Source organism: Bordetella genomosp. 8, assembly GCF_002119685.1.
Taxonomy (GTDB): Bacteria; Pseudomonadota; Gammaproteobacteria; order Burkholderiales; family Burkholderiaceae_B; genus Bordetella_C.
Genome location: NZ_CP021108.1, coordinates 5,237,678 through 5,256,372 on the forward strand (window position 1 = coordinate 5,237,678; position 18,695 = coordinate 5,256,372).

Annotated in this window: 6 protein-coding genes; 1 reads left to right on the forward strand and 5 read right to left on the reverse strand. The window is 68.8% G+C overall.

Annotated elements, in window-relative coordinates:
* Positions 1 to 5: 5 nt before the first annotated feature.
* Positions 6 to 12,980 carry an autotransporter-associated beta strand repeat-containing protein gene (locus CAL12_RS28170; protein WP_198298311.1) on the reverse strand — a complete coding sequence of 4,325 codons (12,975 nt, stop codon included), beginning with the start codon at positions 12,978 to 12,980 and terminating at the stop codon, positions 6 to 8.
* Between the two features lie 487 nt (positions 12,981 to 13,467).
* On the opposite strand from CAL12_RS28170, the gene CAL12_RS23710 reads away from it, so the two are divergent.
* Complete coding sequence (locus tag CAL12_RS23710; protein WP_232464613.1) at positions 13,468 to 14,928, forward strand: dipeptidase; 1,461 nt, start codon at positions 13,468 to 13,470, stop codon at positions 14,926 to 14,928.
* 7 nt (positions 14,929 to 14,935) lie between these two features.
* On the opposite strand, the gene CAL12_RS23715 is transcribed toward CAL12_RS23710, so the two are convergent.
* The 4 genes from CAL12_RS23715 to CAL12_RS23730 are packed head-to-tail and all read right to left on the reverse strand — an operon-like array spanning position 14,936 to position 18,691.
* The gene (locus CAL12_RS23715) at positions 14,936 to 16,027 is read right to left on the reverse strand and encodes a protein-glutamate methylesterase/protein-glutamine glutaminase (protein WP_086066850.1); all 1,092 of its coding nucleotides are present in this window, start codon (positions 16,025 to 16,027) and stop codon (positions 14,936 to 14,938) included.
* A gap of 5 nt (positions 16,028 to 16,032) precedes the next feature.
* Positions 16,033 to 16,827, reverse strand: coding sequence for a CheR family methyltransferase (locus tag CAL12_RS23720; protein ID WP_086066851.1), 795 nt, complete (start codon positions 16,825 to 16,827; stop codon positions 16,033 to 16,035).
* Positions 16,828 to 16,847: 20 nt separating this feature from the next.
* Entirely contained in the window at positions 16,848 to 18,146 is a 1,299-nt protein-coding gene (locus tag CAL12_RS23725; protein ID WP_232464614.1) for an EAL domain-containing response regulator, read from the reverse strand.
* A complete protein-coding gene (locus CAL12_RS23730) occupies positions 18,143 to 18,691 on the reverse strand; it encodes a chemotaxis protein CheW (protein ID WP_198298312.1) in 549 nt (182 codons plus the stop codon). The genes CAL12_RS23725 and CAL12_RS23730 overlap by 4 nt, the downstream gene beginning before the upstream one ends.
* Positions 18,692 to 18,695: the final 4 nt, after the last annotated feature.

Consider the following 18,695-nt stretch of genomic DNA (forward strand, 5'->3'; position numbering starts at 1 on the left):
CCCCGTCAGAACGCCCACCTCACGTTCAGGAATCCGGCGTTGTCCTGGCTGCCGCCGCCATGCTGGCCGCGGTAGCTCAGTCCCACCGTGGCGGACTTCGACACCGCGACTTCCGCGCCCAGCTCCGTGACCAGCGCGTCGCGCGCGATCGGCGTGCCGGCCACCGTGAAGGACGGGCCCGTGTCGAAGGCCATGGTGCGTTCGGGATCGACGTCGCCCATCGCGTGGCGCCAGCCCAGCGCCGCCCGCAGGTGCGCCGCACGGCCGGCGATATCCGTGGACCAGCCGCCGCGCACGCCCACTGTGGTGGTGGTGATGTCGTTGCTGTCGCTGTCGGCATTCAGCGCGGCCGACCCGCCGTCCTCCGAGAAACCGTGGATGCGCTGGTGGGCATAGGCGACGCCGGCGAACGGCTCCACTGTCACCGACGGCGTGACCGGGACCGAGTATCCGATCTCGCCGAAGACCTGCCCGGTGGTGGCGGAATAATCGGCCTTCAACTGCTGGCTGGCGCTGCCCAGCGTGACATCGCGGCGTGTGCTGATGTCGCTCCAGGTGAATGACGTGCCGGCCATCACCTTGAGCGCCTGGCCATTGCGGGTCGGGAAGGCCTTGCCGCCGAACAGCGTGACGCTGTAGTTGTCGGTATCGGCGCGCGCATCGCGGCTGTCCACCTTGATGTCGCTATCCTGGTAGCCGAATGCGGCGCCGACCCGCCAGCCGTCACGTACTTCGACGTCGCCACCGACCATGATGCCGCCCGTCTCCTGGCGATAGCTCGGCGCATTGCCATCGCCGTCCTGGTGCTGCCAGTTGCCGATGACGTCCGCCCACACATTGCGCCGGCAGGAGAAGAAACTGCCGCCCTCGCCGGACTGCGGGCCATCGACGCAGGCACCGCCCTGGCCTACCGCGCCCGCCGCGCGCGCATCGCTATCCAGGCTGTCGTTGAAACGATGCATGGGCGTCGTGCGAGCGGTATCCGCGGTGTTCAGCAGCGCGGACACCAGCGCGGCATGGCTGTCGCCGGACAACTGGCGGAAGGCCTTGGGAACGTCCGCGCTGCTCAGGCCCAGCACCGCGTTGTACAGCGGCGAACCGGCCCCGTTCGCATTGGATGCCGCGCCTTCCTGCAGGGCCTGGGCTACCGCGCTTTCGTTGCCCGTCTGCGCCAGGTCGGGGAAATCCGTCGCATTGCGCGTGAAGTCCACCAGGACATCGTTGGGGTCGTAGCGCACGCTGGCATCGATGAACGCCAGCTGCGGCAGTTCGGTGTTGGCGAACTGCCCTTGGACCCCTTGCGCGGCGGTCAACACGGTATAGCTGTTGGTGCCGTTGTATTGGAATCCATCCGCCACGCGCAGCGTCCCGGCCAGCGTCGCGGCGCCCTGCACGCCGACCTGGCTGGCGCCCGGGGACGTCAGATCCACCTGCACGGTGCCCGACGGCAGGTTCTGGAAATTGCCCGCGACGCGCAGCGGCCCGTTGGCGGTCCCGGCGTTCACCGTACCCGCGTTGCTGAGCCCCGCGATGGTGCCGCTGCCGGCCAGCGTGCCGCCGGCATTGACCTGCACGAGTGCGGGCAGCACCGCGGGCGATGCCGCGGTCCCCAGTGCCAGCGCGCCGGCGTCGACGACCACCGTGCCGCTGAAGGGTTGCACGCCGCTGGCGGTCAGCGTGCCGGCGCCGTTCTTGACCACGGTGCCGTTGCCCGAGAGCACGCCGTTGAAGCTTCCGTCCACGTTCTGCGCGAATACCAGGTTGGCGTTGTTCGCGATGTTGCCCTGCAGGCTGGTGGTGTCGCCGATCAAGGTGCCGGCGTTCACCTGCGTGCCGCCCGTATAGCTGGACGGCTGGGTCAGCGTCAGCGCGCCCGCACCGTTTTTCACGAGCTGGCCCGCGCCAGACAGGGCGCCATTGAAGGCGCCGTCGCCGTCCTGGTCGAAACGCAGCGTGGTGCCCGCCGCGCCATTGATCGCGCCCTGCAGGCTGGTGCTGTTGCCCGCCAGCGTGCCGCCGGCGATGGTGGTGCCGCCGCCATAGCTGCTCGCGCCGTTCAGCACCAGGGTGCCCGCGCCGGCCTTCGTCAGGCCGCCGGCGCCCGTCAACGGCTGCGCCAGCGCGAACACCTGGTCGTTGTTGCCAACCGCGATGGTGCCGCCCAGGGCGCCCAACGTAACGTTGCGCGCCGTGCCGGCATAGGCAGGGCCCGCGATCGCCAGGGTGCCGCCATCCAGCGTGACGCCGCCCGCGGTCGCGCCCAGCTGGTTGTCGGCTGAGACCTGCAGCGTGCCGGCCGCCACGGTAGTGCCGCCGCCATAGGAGTTCGCCGCCGCCAGCACCAGCGTGCCGCCATCGCCCTTCAGCAGTCCGCCGGTGCCGGTGATAGGCGTTGCGATGGTCGCGGTGGCGCCGTTGTCGACGCGTATCGGTGTCAGCGGCGCGCTGATGTCCAGCGCACCGTTGGCGCCCGCCTGCAAGGTGTAGCCGTCCGCCAGGAATTGCATGCCCGTCAGGGATTGCGGTCCCGCGACCGTGACCGTGCCGCCGGTCCCGGCGAACGCGGCGAAGCGTCCATTCCAGGTTTGGCTCTGCGCGCCGGTAGCGTTGGTCCAGTTGGCGGTAACGCCATCCCAGGTGCCGTCGCCGCCGGCGATCTGGCCATCGGCGATGGTCTTCGTGCCGTTCCAGAACTGGATCTCTCCCGGCGTGCTTTCCACCAGCAGGTTCACCTGGTTGGGCTGGTTGGTCTGCAGCGTGAAGTTGCCGGCGGCATACCCCGCGGGCAGCGTTCCGTAGACCAGCCCGTTGTCGGTCAAGGTGCCGCCGTACTGGAACAGCCGATAGACACCGGTATTCAGCGCGCCGGCATCGATCACGTTCAGCACGCCGTCCATGGTCAGGTTGGTGGCCACGGTGACCGCGCTGGTGGCCGAGTTCGGCGCGCCCAGCGAGAAATCCAGCTGCGTGGCGGGCGACAGCGACAAGGCCCCGCCGAACGAGATCGGATTCAGGGGCGTGCCGGCGACCAGCCGCGCGCCGTTGGCCAGGGTGACGTCCGATGAGACGTTGCCCGACCCCGACAGCGAGGCGCCGGACGCGACGGTCAACGGACCGCCAGACAGGCTGCCGTTGACCTCCAGCACGCCGCTGTTGACGGTCGTGCCGCCGCCGACCGTGTTCGCGCCGTTCAGGGCCAGCGTGGCGCCGCCATTCTTGACCAGCGTGCCGTTGCCGTCGATGGTGCCGTTGAAGGCGCCATTGCCGTTCTGGTCGAACACCACCGTACCCTGGTTGTGGATGACACCTTGCAGGCTCGCCGAATCGCCGATGAGCGTGCCAGCCGCGACGGTGGTGCCGCCGGTGTAGCTGTTGGCGCCATTCAGGCGCACGCTGCCGCCGCCGTCCTTGACCACCTGGCCCGCGCCGGAGATGCCGCCGTTGAAAACGCCATTCCCGGCCTGGTCGAACACCAGCGTCGTGCCGCTCGCCGTAGCGATGCTGCCCTGCAGGCTGGCCGTGTTGCCTACCAGCGTACCTCCGGCCAGCGTGGTGCCGCCGGTATAGCTGTTCGTGCCTCCCAACGTCAGCGTGGCGCCGTCGGCCTTCACGAGCGAACCCGCGCCGCTGATGGCGCCGTTCAACTGCATATCGTTGGCGCCGGAGACGGTGAGCTGACTGCCCAGCGCGACAGCGTTGGACAGCGCCAGCGGCGCGCCCGCCTGCAGCGTGGACGGACCGGTCACCGAAAGAGTCCCGCTGCCTATCGCATTGGCATTGCCCAGGACCAGGGTCCCGTCCTGTAGGGTGGTGCCGCCGGTATAGGTGTTGGCGCCATTCAGCGTCAACGTGCCGCTGCCCAGCTTGTCCAGCGATCCCGGTCCCGAGACCGTGCCGTTCAAGGCCAGATTGCCCGCGCCGTTCACCGCCAACGCACCGTTGGTGACCACGTCGTTCGCCAGGCTGACCGTCGCGGCGCTTTGCAGCGTCGTGCCGTCCGCGGCTTGCAAGGCGCCGCTGCCCAGCGCGGTATTGCTGCCCACGACCAGCGTGCCGCTGTTCAAAGCGGTGCCGCCGGCGTAGGTGTTGGCGCCATTGAGCGTCAGCACAGCCGGACCATTCTTCACCAACGCGCCGTTGCCGCCGACCGCGCCGTTCAAGGTCAGGTCGTTGGAGCCGGCCACCGCCACGCTGCCATCCAGTTGCACGGCATTGGGCAGCGCGATCGATGCATTGCTGTCGAGCGTGGTGCCGGCCGCGGCGATCAGCGCGCCGCCGCCCAGGGCAGCGTCGTTGCCGACGACCAGCTTGCCGGCGTTCAGCCGCGTGTCGCCCGCCTGCGTGTTGGGACCATCCAGCGTCAAGGTCGCGCCGCCATTCTTGATCAGGCCACCCGCGCCGGAGATCGCACCCGCCAGCGTCATATCGTTGCTGCCCGCCACCGTGAGGTCGCCGTTCAGCAGGACGGCGTTGGCCAGCGACACAGGCGCCAGCGCGTCCAGCGACGTGCCCGGGGCCACGATCAGCGATCCCGCGCCCAGGGCGGTGTCGCTGCCCACGACGATGCGGCCCGCGTCCAGGCGCGTATCGCCGGCATAGCTGTTATTGCCCGTCAGCGTGAGGTCGGCGCCGCCATTCTTGGTCAACCCACCCGTGCCCGCTATCGCATTGGACAGCGTCAGCGACGCGGCGGCATCGACGGCCAGATTGCCTTGCAGGGCGATGGGCACATCAAGGGTAATGGGGCTGTTGCCCGCGGGATTGCTCAGCGTGGTGCCGCCGGACGCGGTCAGCGTGCCCGTGCCCAAAGCGCTGTCGTTGCCGACCGCCAGCGTGCCTGCCTGCAGCAGCGTGCCCCCCGTGTAGCTATTGGCGCCGTCCAGCGCCAAGGTGCCGACGCCGGTCTTGCCCAGCACGCCGGTGCCGGAGATGCCCTGGTTCAAGGTCAAGGTTTCCGCGGGATCCGCGATGTCGAACGTGCCGCCTCCTGCCTCCAGCGTTACCGGACGATCCATGGTCGGCATGCCGGTGCCCGCGATGCGCAGTGTCCCGCCATCGAAGGCGACCGCGGTGCCCGCGGCGCCCAGCGCGGTGTCGGCGGCGATCTGCGTCACGCCGCCTTCCAGGCGCGTGCCCCCTGCATACGTGTTCACGCCATCCAGGATGAGCGTGCCGGTATCGCGCTTGGCCACGGCGCCCGCGCCGACGATCGGCGCGGTGATGGTCGCGGTCAGGCCGGGTTCGACGCGGATGGCGGTGTAGCCGTCGGCATCGTTGACCGCGTTCAATTGCCCGGTGCCCGTGCTGGCGATCACATAACCATCCGTGGAAAACTGCAGGCCCGTGATGTTCTGCGTGCCATCCACGGTCACAGTACCGGCCTGGCCCTGGAACACTGCATAGCGGCCGCCCCAGCCGGCATCCAGCGTCGCGGTGGCGTCGGTCCAGTTGCCATTCGCGTTGTTCCAGGTGCCGGTTCCGCCTGTGATGGCGCCATCGTCCGGCGTCGCGCCGTTGTCCCAGAACTGGATTTCGCCGGCCACCCGCTGGTTCAACAGGCTGACCTGACCCGCCGACGCGGTCAACAGGGACAGGTTGGCGGGGTCGACGCCGGCAGGCAGACTGCCCAGCGCCAGGCCGTTGTTCTGCAACGCGCCGCCGTAGTTGATCAATCGGTAGACACCCGTGCCGAAGCCGCCGGCATCGCTGACGTTCAAGGTGCCGTCCAGCGTCAGGTTGCCGGCGACGTTCAACAGTCCGCCATTGCTGGCCGAGCCCAGGCGCGCATCCAGTTGCGAATTGGACGACAGCGACAGCGATCCCACCGTCAGCGCGCCCCGCGTCGAATCCAGCGCCAGATGCGCGCCATCGGCCAGGCTGACGGCGCCGGTGGCCTGGCCGCTGCCGCCCAGGGTTGCACCGTTGGCGACGCTCAAGGTCGAACTGCCCAGCGCGCCATCGACGATCAGGGCCCCCTGGTTGATCGCCGTCGCGCCTGTATGGCTGCTCACGCCCGTCAGGGCCAGGCTGCCGGCGCCCGTCTTGACCAAGGCACCCGAACCCGCGATATCTCCCGCGAACACGCCATCGGCAGCGCCGCCCAGCGCCAGGCTGGCGGCGGGCTGGATCGCCACCGTGCCGGTGCCGGCCAGGTTGGCGATGGCTTCGCTATCGTCAAGGCGCAGCGTCGCGCCGGTGTCCACGCGCACCAAGCCCGCGCCGTTCAGCGCCTGCCCGCCTTGCGCGACGATGGTGCCGCCCGCGATACCCAGCGTGCCCGTCAGATTGTTGGCGCCGCTCAGGGTCAATGCGCCGGCGCCGGTCTTTTCAAGGCTGCCCGCGCCGGTCAACGCACCCGCGTAGGTGCCGTCCACGATTTGATCGAAGCGCACCTGCGTACCGAGCGCCGTGGCGATGGGGCCGCCCAGGCTGGTGGCATCGCCAACCAGCACGCCGCCTTGCACCTGCGTGCCGCCGGTGTAGGCGTTGGTGCCGGCAAGCGTCAGTGTGCCCGCGCCCTGCTTCACCAGGGCGCCAGCGCCGGTGATGGCGCCGGCAAGCGTCAGGTCGTCGGCGCCGCCGGCGTTCAGCGTGCCGTTCAGCGCGATTGCGTTGCCCAGCGACTGGTCTCCCAACGTGGACAGGGTCGCGTTGTTGTTGACGGTCACTGCGCTCCCCACCGCGCCCAGCGCGGTCGCGCTTCCCAGCGTCAGCGTGCCGCCATTCAGCGTGGTGCCGCCGGTATAGCTGTTGTTGCCGGCCAGGGTCAGGTTGGCGGCGCCATCTTTGACCAGGCCGCCCGCGCCGCTGATGGCGCCGGCAAGATCCAGGTCCTGCGTCCCGTTGACGGTCAGCGTGTCCGCCAGACCGATGCCGTTCGCCAGGGTCAACGCTGCCGTGCCGTCGATCGCGGCCGCGCCGTTCACCTGCAACGCGCCCGTTCCCAACGACGTATCCGCACCCAGCAGCAACGTGCCGCCGGATGTGGTCGTACCGCCCGAATAACTGTTGCCGCCCGACACGGTTAGCGTGCCCGTGCCCGTCTTGTCCAGGCTGCCGCTGCCGGACACCGCGCCGTTCAGCGCTACGTCCTGTGTGGTGTCCACGTTCAACGCGGCGTTCAGCTGTATGGTGTTGGAAAGCGCGATCGGCGCGCTGCCAGCCAGGGTGGAGCCGCCGTTCACGGCCAGTCCGCCCGTGCCCAGTGCGGTGCCGCCTTCAAGCAGCAGCGTGCCGCCGTCGATACGCGTGCCGCCAGCATAGCTGTTGCCGTCCGCCAGCGTGAGGGTGCCCGTGCCGGTCTTGTGCAGCCCGCCCGCGCCGGATATCTGTCCGCCCAGCGCCAGGTCATTCGTCGTGTCGGCGTCCAGGTCGGCATTCAGCACGATCGCATTGCCGACGTCCAGGGCTTGCGTGCCGGACAGTCCCGCGGCGCCGGCCACCGTGAGCGCACCAGTGCCCAGCGCAGCGTCGTTGCCCAGCACCAGATTGCCAGCCTGCAGCGTCGTGCCGCCGGCGTAGGAGTTGGCGCCCGCCAGCGTCAGCGCCGCCGTGCCTCCCTTGTTCAGCCCGCCGGTGCCCGACAGCGTACCGGTCAGCGCGACGTTGCGGTCGCCTGTCACGGTGAGCGCATTGTCCAGTTGCACGGCATTGCCCAGCGTCAGGTCGACGCCCGTCGCGGTCCCTCCCAATGACGCAGGGCCGGCCACGATCAGGGCGCCACCGCCCATCGCAGCGCTGGATGCCAGGCGCAGATTGCCGCCATTCAATTGCGTGGGACCGGTGTAGGTGTTGGCTCCCACCAGCGTGAGCGTGGTGCCGCTGCCCGCCAGCGCAAGCCCGCCCACGCCGCTTACGGCACCATTCAAGGTCAGGTCCTGGCTGCGCGCGACGGCCAGGTTGCCGCCCGCGAGCTGCACGTCGTTGGATAGCGTGCGCGCGCCGGCACTGCTGTCGAGCTCGGCATTGCCCGTCACAGCGAGCGCGCCCGTGCCCAGGGCGGCATCGCTGCCCAGGGCCAGCGTGCCGGCCTGCAGCGCCGTACCGCCGGCATAGGTATTCGTCCCGTTGAGCGTCAATGTGCCGCCGCCGGTCTTGGTCAGCGAGCCCGCGCCAGCGATCGCGCCATTCAGCGCCATATCGCCGCCGGCCGTGGACAACCCGGCATTCAATGTGATGGCGTTGTCGATGGCGCGCGCGCCGCTGGCGATCAATTGGGACGCGCCGCCCACCACAAGCGCGCCGCCGCCCAGCGCGGTATCGCTCCCCACCTGGATGGCGCCGCCGTTCAACGTGGTGCCCCCGGCATAGTCGTTGGGACCATACAAGGCGAGCGTGGCGCCGCCGTTCTTCACCAACGCGCCGCTGCCCGTGACCGCGCCGTTCAGCGCCAGGTCATTGCTGCCCGTGTTCGTCAGCGTGACGCCCGCGCCGATATCGACCATATTCGACAACGCGAGCGAGCCGGCGGCGTCCAGCGCCGACGATCCGGTCACGTTCAGCGCGCCCGCGCCCAGCGACGTCGCGCCGCCCGCCACCAGCCTTCCCGCGTTCAAGTCCACACCCGCCAGCGCGGCGTTGTTGCCGGACAGCGCCAGCGTGCCCGCGCCGGTTTTGGTCAGGCGTCCCGGCCCGGCAATGTTCTGCGCCAGCGTGTACACGTTGGTGGCGGAAGCAATATCCAACTGGCCGGTCGAGCCGACGCTGATCGCGCGATTCGTGCCGGTAAATCCATCGCCCGTAACGCGCAACGTACCGCCATCGAACGCGAGCGCGCCGGTGCCCAGGCTGGCGTCGGCCGCCACCTGCAGCACGCCTTCGCTCAAGGTGGTGCCCCCGGCGTATGTATTCGAACCGCCCAGGATCAAGGTGCCCGTATCGCGCTTCTGCAAGCTGCCGCTTCCCGTGATCGCGGTATCGATGCGCGCGGTCAGGCCGGGATCGACGCGTATCACGTCCGTGCCCGCCGCCAGGTTCAACGTACCCGCGCCACCCAGCGTGTAGCCGTCAGTGAAGAACTGCAGCCCCGTCAGCGTCTGTTGGCCCGCCACCGCGACATTGCCGCCCGAGGCGCCGCCGAAGACGCCGAAGGTATTGCCCCACACCAGAGGCGCCTGTCCCGCCGCGTCCGTCCAGTTGGTCAGGCCCGCCTGCCACGTGCCGCTGCCGCCGGCCAGCGTGCCGTCCGGTACCTGTTTGCTGCCATTCCAGAATTGCACGCCACCCGCGCCGTTCTGCACCACCAGGTTCACCTGCTGGCTGATGGCGGTCTGCACCTGCAGGTTGGCGGGAATGGTCCCCGGTGGCAGATCGCCCAACGCGAGTCCGTTGTCCGTCAGCGCGCCGGTATAGCCGAACAGCCGATAAACCCCCTGGCCGAAGCCGCCCGTGTCCGACACATTCAGCTGGCCGTCCAGCGTCAGGTTGCCGTTCACTTGCACCAATGTCTGCGGCTGCGCCTGCGGCGCCCCCAGCGCCACGTTCACGCGCGATGCATCGTTCAACGCGAGGCTGCCGGTGGTGAGCGTCTGGCCGCTACGGGCTTCGAGGATGCCGCCGTTCGCGACATTGACGTTGCCCAGCAAGGTGCCGGCGCCCGCCAGCGCCGCATTGGCGCCGACGGCGACCGAACCGCTGGCCAGCGTGCCGTCCACCCGCAGGCGTCCGCCGTTGACGGCGAACGCGCCGGCGTGATCGCTGCTGCCGCTCAGCACGAGCGTGCCCGCGCCTGTTTTCGTGATGGATCCGGAGCCGGACAGTTGGCCAGCGAAGTTGCTGTCGCTGCCGTCCTGTCCGAGCGCCAGCGTCGCGCCGCTGCCGATCAAGACGCTGCCCGCGCCGGCCACGCCACCCACGGCCTCGCTGTCGCCGATACGCAATTGCGCGCCGCTGGCGATGTTGACCAAGCCATCGTCCGCCAAGGCCTGGCCACCCTGGGTCTGCACGGCGCCCGACAGCACGTTCAGGCCGCCGGTGAAGGTGTTCACACCACTGAGCGTCAGCAGCGCGTTGCCGTTGACGTCCACGCTGCCCGTCCCGGAGATATTGCCCGCGTACGTGCCCACGGCGTTCTGCGTGAATACCAGCCGCGCATTGTCCGTCACGTTGTTGGTCCCGAGGGTGGCGGATGAAGCCTGCAGCACGCCGCCGTTGATGACCGCGCCGCCGTAGCCGTTCGACGTTCCCGTCAGGCTCAATACGCCCGTGCCATTCTTCACCAGTGTGCCGCCGCCGGTGACCGCGCCGCCCAGCGTCATGGCATTGGCGCTGTCCACCGTCAGCGTCGCGCCCAAGTTGACGTCGTTCGCCAGTTGCCGCGCAGCAGTCGTATCCAGCGCGGCACTGCCGGCCACGGTCAGCGCGCCGCCGCCCAACGCGGTGTCGCTGCTCAGCACCAGGCGACCGGCATTCAGCGTGGTGCCGCCGGTATAGGTGTTCCCGCCGCTCAGCGTGAGCGTGCCGCCGTCGTTCAGCGCCAGCGCGCCGGCCCCGCCCACGTTCCCCGCCAAGGTGGTCGCCGCGCCGCCGGTACTGACGCCCAGGGCGCTGCCCCCGCCCAGCTGTATCCCGTTGCCGACCGTCAGTCCGGCGGCGGCCAGCGTCGCCGCGCCGCCGACGTCCAGCGTCCCGCTGCCCAGGCCCTGGGCCGAGCCCAGGGTCAGCGTGCCGGCATTCAACTGCACGCCGCCGCTGTTCGTGTTGTTGCCGGCCAGGGTCAGGTTGGCCGCGCCGTTCTTGACCAGCCGGCCCGCGCCGGACACGGGCCCGTTCAGCGTCAGCGCCTGCGTACCGCCTACCGTGAGGGCGCCACCCAGGGCGACCGCATTGCCCAGCGTCACCGCGCGGTTGCTGTCGAGCGTGGCCGCACCGCCCACGGCCAGCGTGCCGGTGCCCAGTGCGGTGTCGGACCCCGCGACCAGGGTCCCGGCGTTCAGGGTCGTGCCGCCGCCATAGCTGTTCGCGCCGTTCAAGGCGAGCACGCCGCCGCCGTTTTTCACGACCGCACCGGCGGCGCCCGCCAGCGCGCCGTTCAGCGATAGCGTGTTCGGTCCGTCCACGGTCAGTGCCGCGTTCAGGTTGGCGGTGTTCGCCAGGGCCACATTCCCCAGGCTGGACAGCGTCGTGCCCGCGGCGACGGTGATGGTGCCCGAGCCCAATGCGCTGTTGCTACCGATATTGACCGTTCCACCGCCCAACGACGTGCCGCCGGTATAGCTGTTGCTGCCGGTCAGCGTAACCGCCCCCGTTCCCGTTTTCGCCAGGCCGCCGGCACCGCTGATCGCACCGGACAATGCCAGCGGGTTCGCGCCGGAGAGGCCCAGCGCACCGTTCAGGACGATCGCATTCTGCAGCGCTGCCGCGCCGCTGGCTTGCAATGTCGACGGCGCATTGACCGTCAACGCGCCGCTGCCCAGCGCGGTATTGCCCGCCACCGCCAGGCCGCCGCCGTTCAGTTGCGTGCCGCCGGCGTAGCTGTTGGCGCCGGTCACGCCCAACGTGCCTGCGCCCGTCTTGATCAGCGCGGCATTGCCGGTGATGGCGCCACCCAGGACCAGGTCGTCCGGTGTGGCCAAGGTCAGGTCATTGTTCAGCGCGATGCCGTTGGACAGCGTCATCGCGGTGCTGTTGCTCAACGTCGACGCGCCGTTCACGGTGACGACGCCGCTGCCCAACGCGGCCGGCGCAGCAAGCGTAAGCGTGCCGGCGTTCAGGACCGTACCGCCGCTGTAGGTGTTGGTGCCGGACAGGCTCAACGCGCCGGTGCCTGACTTGGTCAGGCTGCCCGTGCCGGTGAGCGCGCCGCTCAAGGTCATGCTGTTGGCGCCTTGCACTGCCAGCCCGCCCGCGCCCAGCGTGAATGCGTTACCCAGGGTCAAGCCATTGCTGGCCGCGGCGATCGCGCCGCCATTCGCCTGCACCGTACCCGTCCCGAACACCGATCCTCCGTCGACGGTGACGAGGCCGCCGTTCAGGATGGCCTGCTGGCTGACCAATGGTCCGCTCAGCGTCCATGACCCGCTGTTCACCGTGAGGTTCTGGAAATTCCGGTACACCGTCGAACTGGCCACGCCAGTCCCGCTTGCGCCGCTTCCCGTGCCGGTGGCCGCGTTCTGTAGCACCAGCGTGTTGTTGCCGTTCTCGCCGCCATTCACCAGGCCGGCGCCCGCGAACCCGACATTCAAGCCCAGCACGTTCAGCGCATCGACGGAAACGCCGGTACCGCCATTGACGGTGGAGCCGGTCACCGCCGTGTACGTGTTGCTGCTGTTCGCGCCCAGGTACACGCTGCCGTTCACGGTACCGGCGTTGACGAAGCGATTGCCGGCGGTCGACGTGCCGAAGCCGATCCGGCCCGTTACCGTGCCCGTGTTGACCATGTTCACCGGCGCGCCGCCATAGGCTGCGATGACGGGACTGTCATAGACGTTCAGCGAAACGCCCGACGGTACTTGCGAGCCTATCGCGCCGGCGTTGTTGATGCTGATCGCCCCGCTACCGTTGCTGCGCAGGTTCAGCGCCAGGCCGTTCAGGTTGAGCAGGCCGCCCACCAGGTTCAGGCCGGTGCCCCGGATCGCGCCGGTGCTGGCGTTGGTGACGGATACGGTGCCGCCTGCCGTGGCATTGCCCATCGCCACGCCCGAGCCGCCCAGGGACGCCAGGCCGGACAAGGTGGGATCGATCACGCCGGCGTTGTTCAACGTGGTGTTGTTGCCGGTCAGTTGCACGGCCGAGCCGCCCAGGTTCACGGCCGGAACGGATACCGAGGCCGTCGGCGATACGGTGACCGTGACATTGTTCAGCGACGAAAAGACCGAGTTCGAGTCCAGCGCCGTTGCCTGCGTGGCGCACACGATGGACGTGCCGGTGGAACAGGCGGCCAGTGCGCGTTCCGGCGTCGCGGTCAGCCATGCCGTGCACAGCCACGCTGCCCCTAGCGGAAAGTACGGACGTGACAAAGCCACTCGGCAAGCAAGTCTCATCGGAAGCTCCATGTTCTAGGGCTTCCTGTCGATTTCCGCCTGGCTCCAGGTTCGAAATCGGGAGACATCTGCCGCCGGGCAGGAAGTGCGTTTCCGCGTCCCAATCGCTGTGTCCTCACACGCTACCGTAGGGAGCTCCCGGGCCGTCTACTTCAAGAAATATCCCGAAGATTCTAAAAGCTACTGCACGACCATAATCTCCTCTACGTTATTTCTTGTAGTTACAGGAGTGTCATTCATTGACACAAATTGAGTGATCGATTGTGACTTAAAACACCTCATTGAGACATAATGTCCGTATTAGCATACAAACTCGCAACAATCAGCTAATTTTTAGCGTGGCGCATGCGTGGCGAAAGCTTCATGGCCAAGCTGACAAAGTGATTACATGTAACAGGCAGGCCGGAATCGGGGATGGAGTTCGCAAGGATGCCGACAGATTCGCGCGGCATCATCTGCTCTTCCAGAGCTGCCTCAGGAGGTGCCCATGCGCCTGCGATGGTCCACCGTCTACGCTGGTGCTTTCGACATTCCCGCGGGCCAGCGGGTCGTACTGGCCGGACACCCCTTATTCCCGGCCGATAGCCGCTATGCCGACACGCTGTTGGTGATGCAGCACGCACCCTGCTGCGGCGCCCACGCCGCGCCGGCTTCCGATACCGCGGTGGAGGTCCATGCCGCCGACGCGATCGCCGTCCATGCCGGCCCGGTGTTGGTGGAAGGCATCTGGCAGCCGCTGGCCAACGATCCGGCCGGCTGGCGTTATCGGATACGGGACGCCCGCGTAAGCCGGGTCAGGGACCCATGGGATGCCGCCGGGCTGAGCCGCCGGCGTTTCCTGGCACTGGGCGCCCTATCCGGCCTGGCCGCATGCGCGAGCCCTGCCGGCCATGGCGACATAGCTTCCTTCCCGGGATCCGGCACGGCGTCCTCGGCGGAGCCGCACAACGAGACGGATACGCAGGCATGGATGCGAACGCAGGTCACGATCGACATGCACAGCCACGCGGGCCGCATCAACCTGGGCCGGGCGCCCGTCCCGCCGGCCTTTACGCCGGTCGCGGCGCCGATGCGGGCGGGCGGCATGGACGTCGTCTGCATGGCCGTGGTCAGCGATTCGAGTGTGAACCATATCGTCGACAGCGCCTCCGGGCGCCGTCGCATCGTCGCCTATCGCGACCCGGCGCCGGGCGAGATGGCGGCACGCGGCGAAGCCGCGTTCCAACGCCTGCACGCACTGATGTCCGAGCAGGGCCTGCGGCCCGTCCTGGATGCCGCATCGCTGGACGCGGCGCGCGAAACCGGCGGCGCCGTGATCGTAGCCGCGGAAGGCGCCGACTTCCTGGAGGGTGACGTCCAACAGTTGCAGGACGCCTGGCAGCGTCACGGCCTGCGCCACCTGCAGCTGACGCATTACCGGGTAAACGAACTGGGCGACATCCAGACGGCGCCGCCCGTCCATGGCGGGCTGACCGATTTCGGCGTCGACGTGATCCGGCGCTGCAACACGCTGCGCATCGTGGTCGACGTCGCCCATGGCACCCTGGAACTTGTCAGACGCGCCGCCGCCGTGACCGCGCGGCCGCTGGTGCTGTCGCATACCGCCTTGGCCAAGCGCCCCTCGCGCTACAGCCGCGCGATCTCGCCGGAGCACGCGAAGCTGATCGCCGACACCGACGGCGTCATCGGCATCTGGCCGGTCGCCACCACGTTTCCCACGCTGGCGGCGATGGCCGGCGGCATACGCGCCATGGCCGACGTCGTCGGCGTACGCCACGTCGGGATCGGCAGCGACATGCTGGGCTTGCTGAGTCCCTCGGTGCTGGACAGCTATCGCAAGCTGCCGCAGCTGGCGCAGGCGCTGGTCGATGCCGGGTTCAGCCGCGAAGAAGCAGGCATGATCCTGGGCGGCAACTACGCGCGCGTGTGGGCGTCCACCATGGCCTGAGGACGGCTCAGCGCGCGCCCGCGGCCTGTATCTCGCGCGCGATCGCCGATAACGGCACGGTACGCTCCACGCCGCCGCGCTTGATGGCTTCCTTGGGCATGCCGAACACCACGCAGCTGTCTTCGTCCTGCGCCAGCGTGCGGGCGCCGGCCTGGCGCATTTCCAGCAGGCCGGCGGCGCCGTCGTCGCCCATGCCGGTCATGATGATGCCCAGCGCGTTGCCGCCCGCGTGCCGCGCCACGGACCGGAACAGCACGTCCACCGAGGGGCGATGCCGGTTGACCAGCGGGCCGTCGCGCACTTCGACGAAATACTGCGCGCCGCTGCGTTTCAGCATCATGTGCTTGCCGCCGGGCGCGATCAGGGCCTGGCCCGGGACGACGCGGTCGTTGTTCTGCGCCTCCCTGACCGAGATCCGGCAGATCCCGTCCAGGCGCGCGGCGAAGGCGGCGGTGAATTTTTCCGGCATGTGCTGCACGATCACCATCCCCGGGCATACGCGTGGCAAGCCGGTCAGCACTTCTTCCAGCGCCTGCGTGCCGCCGGTGGACGTGCCGATGGCGACCAGGCGCTCGGTGGTCTGCAGCACCGGCTGCGCCGCGCCGGGGCGATGGTCTGGCGCCGGCAGGACGGCGTCGGCGCTGTGCTTGGGCGTGGCCACGGCCGGCGCCGCATGGCCGGCGGGCAGGCGCCGCACGCGGGCCCGGGCCGCCGCGCGCACAGTGGCGATCAGTTCGGCGGCGCTGTCGGTCAGGAACTGCTTGAGCCCGAGCTTGGGTTTGGTCACGACCGACACCGCGCCGGCGGCCAGCGCCTCCACCGTGACCCGCGCGCCTTTCTCGGTCAGGGTCGAACAGATCACCACCGGCGTGGGACGCTCCTGCATGATCTTGCGCAGAAAGGTCAGGCCATCCATGCGCGGCATCTCGATGTCCAGCACGATCACGTCGGGCCACGCCTGCTTCATGCGCTCGGCGGCAAGGATGGGATCGGCAGCGGCGTGCAGCACCTCGATGCCGGGCGCTTCAGACAACAGGCCGGCCAGCACCTGGCGCACCACGGCGGAGTCGTCGACGACCATGACTTTGATGGATGACATAGGATTCATGGCTTGCGGTAAACGGACGGCATCACGCTGCGCACCGCATCGGTCACGCCGTGCAGGCTTTCCGAATGGCCGATGAACAGGTGCCCGCCGGGCTTGAGCAGGCCCAGCACGCGGTCCACCACCTGTCGCTTGGTATCGCCGTTGAAATAGATCATGACGTTGCGCAGGAAAATCACGTCGAAGCGTCCCAGGTCGGGCAGCGGCGCGTTCAGGTTCGCATGCAGGAAGCGCACATGGGCTCGTACCGCGCGGTCGACCAGCAAGGTGCCGGCATGCTGGCCGGTGCCTTTCAGGCAGAAGCGCTTGCGGTAGTCGTCCGGCATCTGGAGTGCCCGCTGTTCGGAGTAGTGTCCCGTGCGCGCACGCTCCAGCACGCGGGTGCTGATGTCGGTGCCGACGATTTCGAAGGGCCGCCTGTCGGCCAGGCAATCGCGCAACACCATCGCCGCGGTATAGGCTTCCTCACCCGTCGAGCTGGCCGCGCTCCAGACGCGAAACGGCTGGGACGCGCCGGTGGCCAGGCGGCGCAGCATGTCGAAATGCCGCGGTTCCCGAAAGAAATAGGTTTCGTTGGTCGTCAGCAGATCGATCGCGATCTGCATTTCCGCCGCGCCGGCCGCGCCTTGCAGCAGCGCGAAATAATCGCCGTAGCTGTCCACGCCGCGCGCATGCACGCGCTTCGATAGCCGTCCGGATACCAGCGCCTTCTTGGCCGGCGCCAGCGTGATGCCCGCCGCCTCGTAGATGAAGCGCTGGAACTGGGCGAATTCCCTGTCGTTGATCGGCTGCATGGCGATGGGCGGTCGAGTATTCAGTCTTCGCTGGAAACTTCTGTGGGAGTGCGCAGCAGCGGCAGCCGCGCGCGATGCGTACGCAACCAGGATGGGATGGCTTCGCCCGGCATGGCGCGGGCAATGAAATACCCCTGGCCCAGCGCGCATCCCAGCCGCTGCACCAGCCGCCAGTCCTCCAGCGTCTCGATGCCTTCGGCGGTCGTGGTCATGCCCATCTCCGTTGCCATATCGATGGCCGCGCCCAGGATGGTGCGCAACTGCTTGCGGCCGTTGGCGCCGTGCACGAAGCTGCGGTCTATCTTCAGCTCGGTGAACGGCACGCGCGTCAATTGCTGCATGGACGAGAAGCCGGTGCCGTAGTCGTCGATGGACAGGCCGAAGCCGCGCAGGCGCAGCCGCGCCAGCAATCCGCGCGCGGCGCTGTCGGCCTCGACCAGCGAGCTTTCCGTGATCTCGAACACCAGTTGCCCGGGCGGAACCTGGAAGCGCTCCACCACTTCCAGGATGCCGTTGGCCAGGCCCGGCCAATCCAGCAGCAATGGCGACAGGTTCACCGCCAGGGAGAGCCGCAGCCCGCGCCGGCTCCAGCGCGACACCTGGGCCAGAGCCTGCTCCATCACAATGAAGGTAAAGGGATGGATCAGGCCGTAGCGCTCGGCCAGCGGCACGAATCGAGCCGGCGCGATGTCGCCCAGCTCGGGATGCGTCCAGCGCGCAAGGGCTTCCACGCCGCGTATGAGTCCGGTGCGGATGTCGGCCTTGGGCTGATAGTGCACGCGGATCTGGCCATCGCGCAGCGCCGCTTCCAGCATGCTCGGGGGGATATGCGTGGCGCTGTCGGGCGCGTTCGCCGCCACGCCGCCCGCCGCGGCCAGCCCGCCCGGCGTGCGCACGCCGCGCATGTCCAGCGCGTCGGACAGTCCGGCCAGCGTCAAGGGTTTCTCCAGGCCGGCCAATACCTGGAAGCCCATGCCGGCGGCCACCGAGACCACGGAATCGATCATCGCGCTCTCTCGGCCGGAGGCGATCACCAGGTCGGGGATGACGTCGCGGATCAACAGCTGCTCCAGCAGCTCGATGCAATCCATGCCGGGCATTTCGATATCGACGATCATCACCGACGGCCGTGGCGACAGCCGTTCCAGCAATGCCAGCGCCGTCGTGCCGCCCACGGCCTCGTGCACGGCGTCGATTCCGAGCTTGCGGCACAGCGAGGCGATGTGCATGCGATGCACGGCGCTGTCGTCGACGATCAGGACCGACACCACGCCGGGCGGCGCAACCGCCATCTGCCTGGCCCGGTCCTGCCCGTTCATATCACGCTCGCGCCTTCCGGCATGGCGGCCTGGTGCACGGCGTCGGAAGCCGCGTTCAGCCCATCCAACGCCATGACGGGTCCGACCGCGAGCAGGATGACGAAACGGCCGCGCACCTTGCCGACGCCGGCGATGAAATCGCTGCGCAGGCCCGCGCCGAACGCGGGCGGCGGCTCGATGTCGGCCTGGGCGATTTCCAGCACCTCGTTCACGCCGTCCACCACGACGCCCGCGACCTGGCGGCCGCCGTCGTCCGTGTCCAGTTCGACGATGACGATGCAGGTGCGCTTGGTCACCGCCGACGGCTCGCGGCCGAAGCGGGCCTGCAGGTCCATGACCGGCACCACCGCGCCGCGCAGGTTGATGACGCCGCGTATGCACGCCGGCATCATCGGCACCAGCGTCAGGTCGTGGTATTCGATGATTTCCTTGATGGCCAGGATGCCGATGGCGAAGGTATCGCCGCCCAGCATGAAGGTCAGGTACTGCGACGGCTCGGCACCCGCCTGGGCGCCCGCACCGTAGGGTTGCGGCATCGCGCTCATCGCA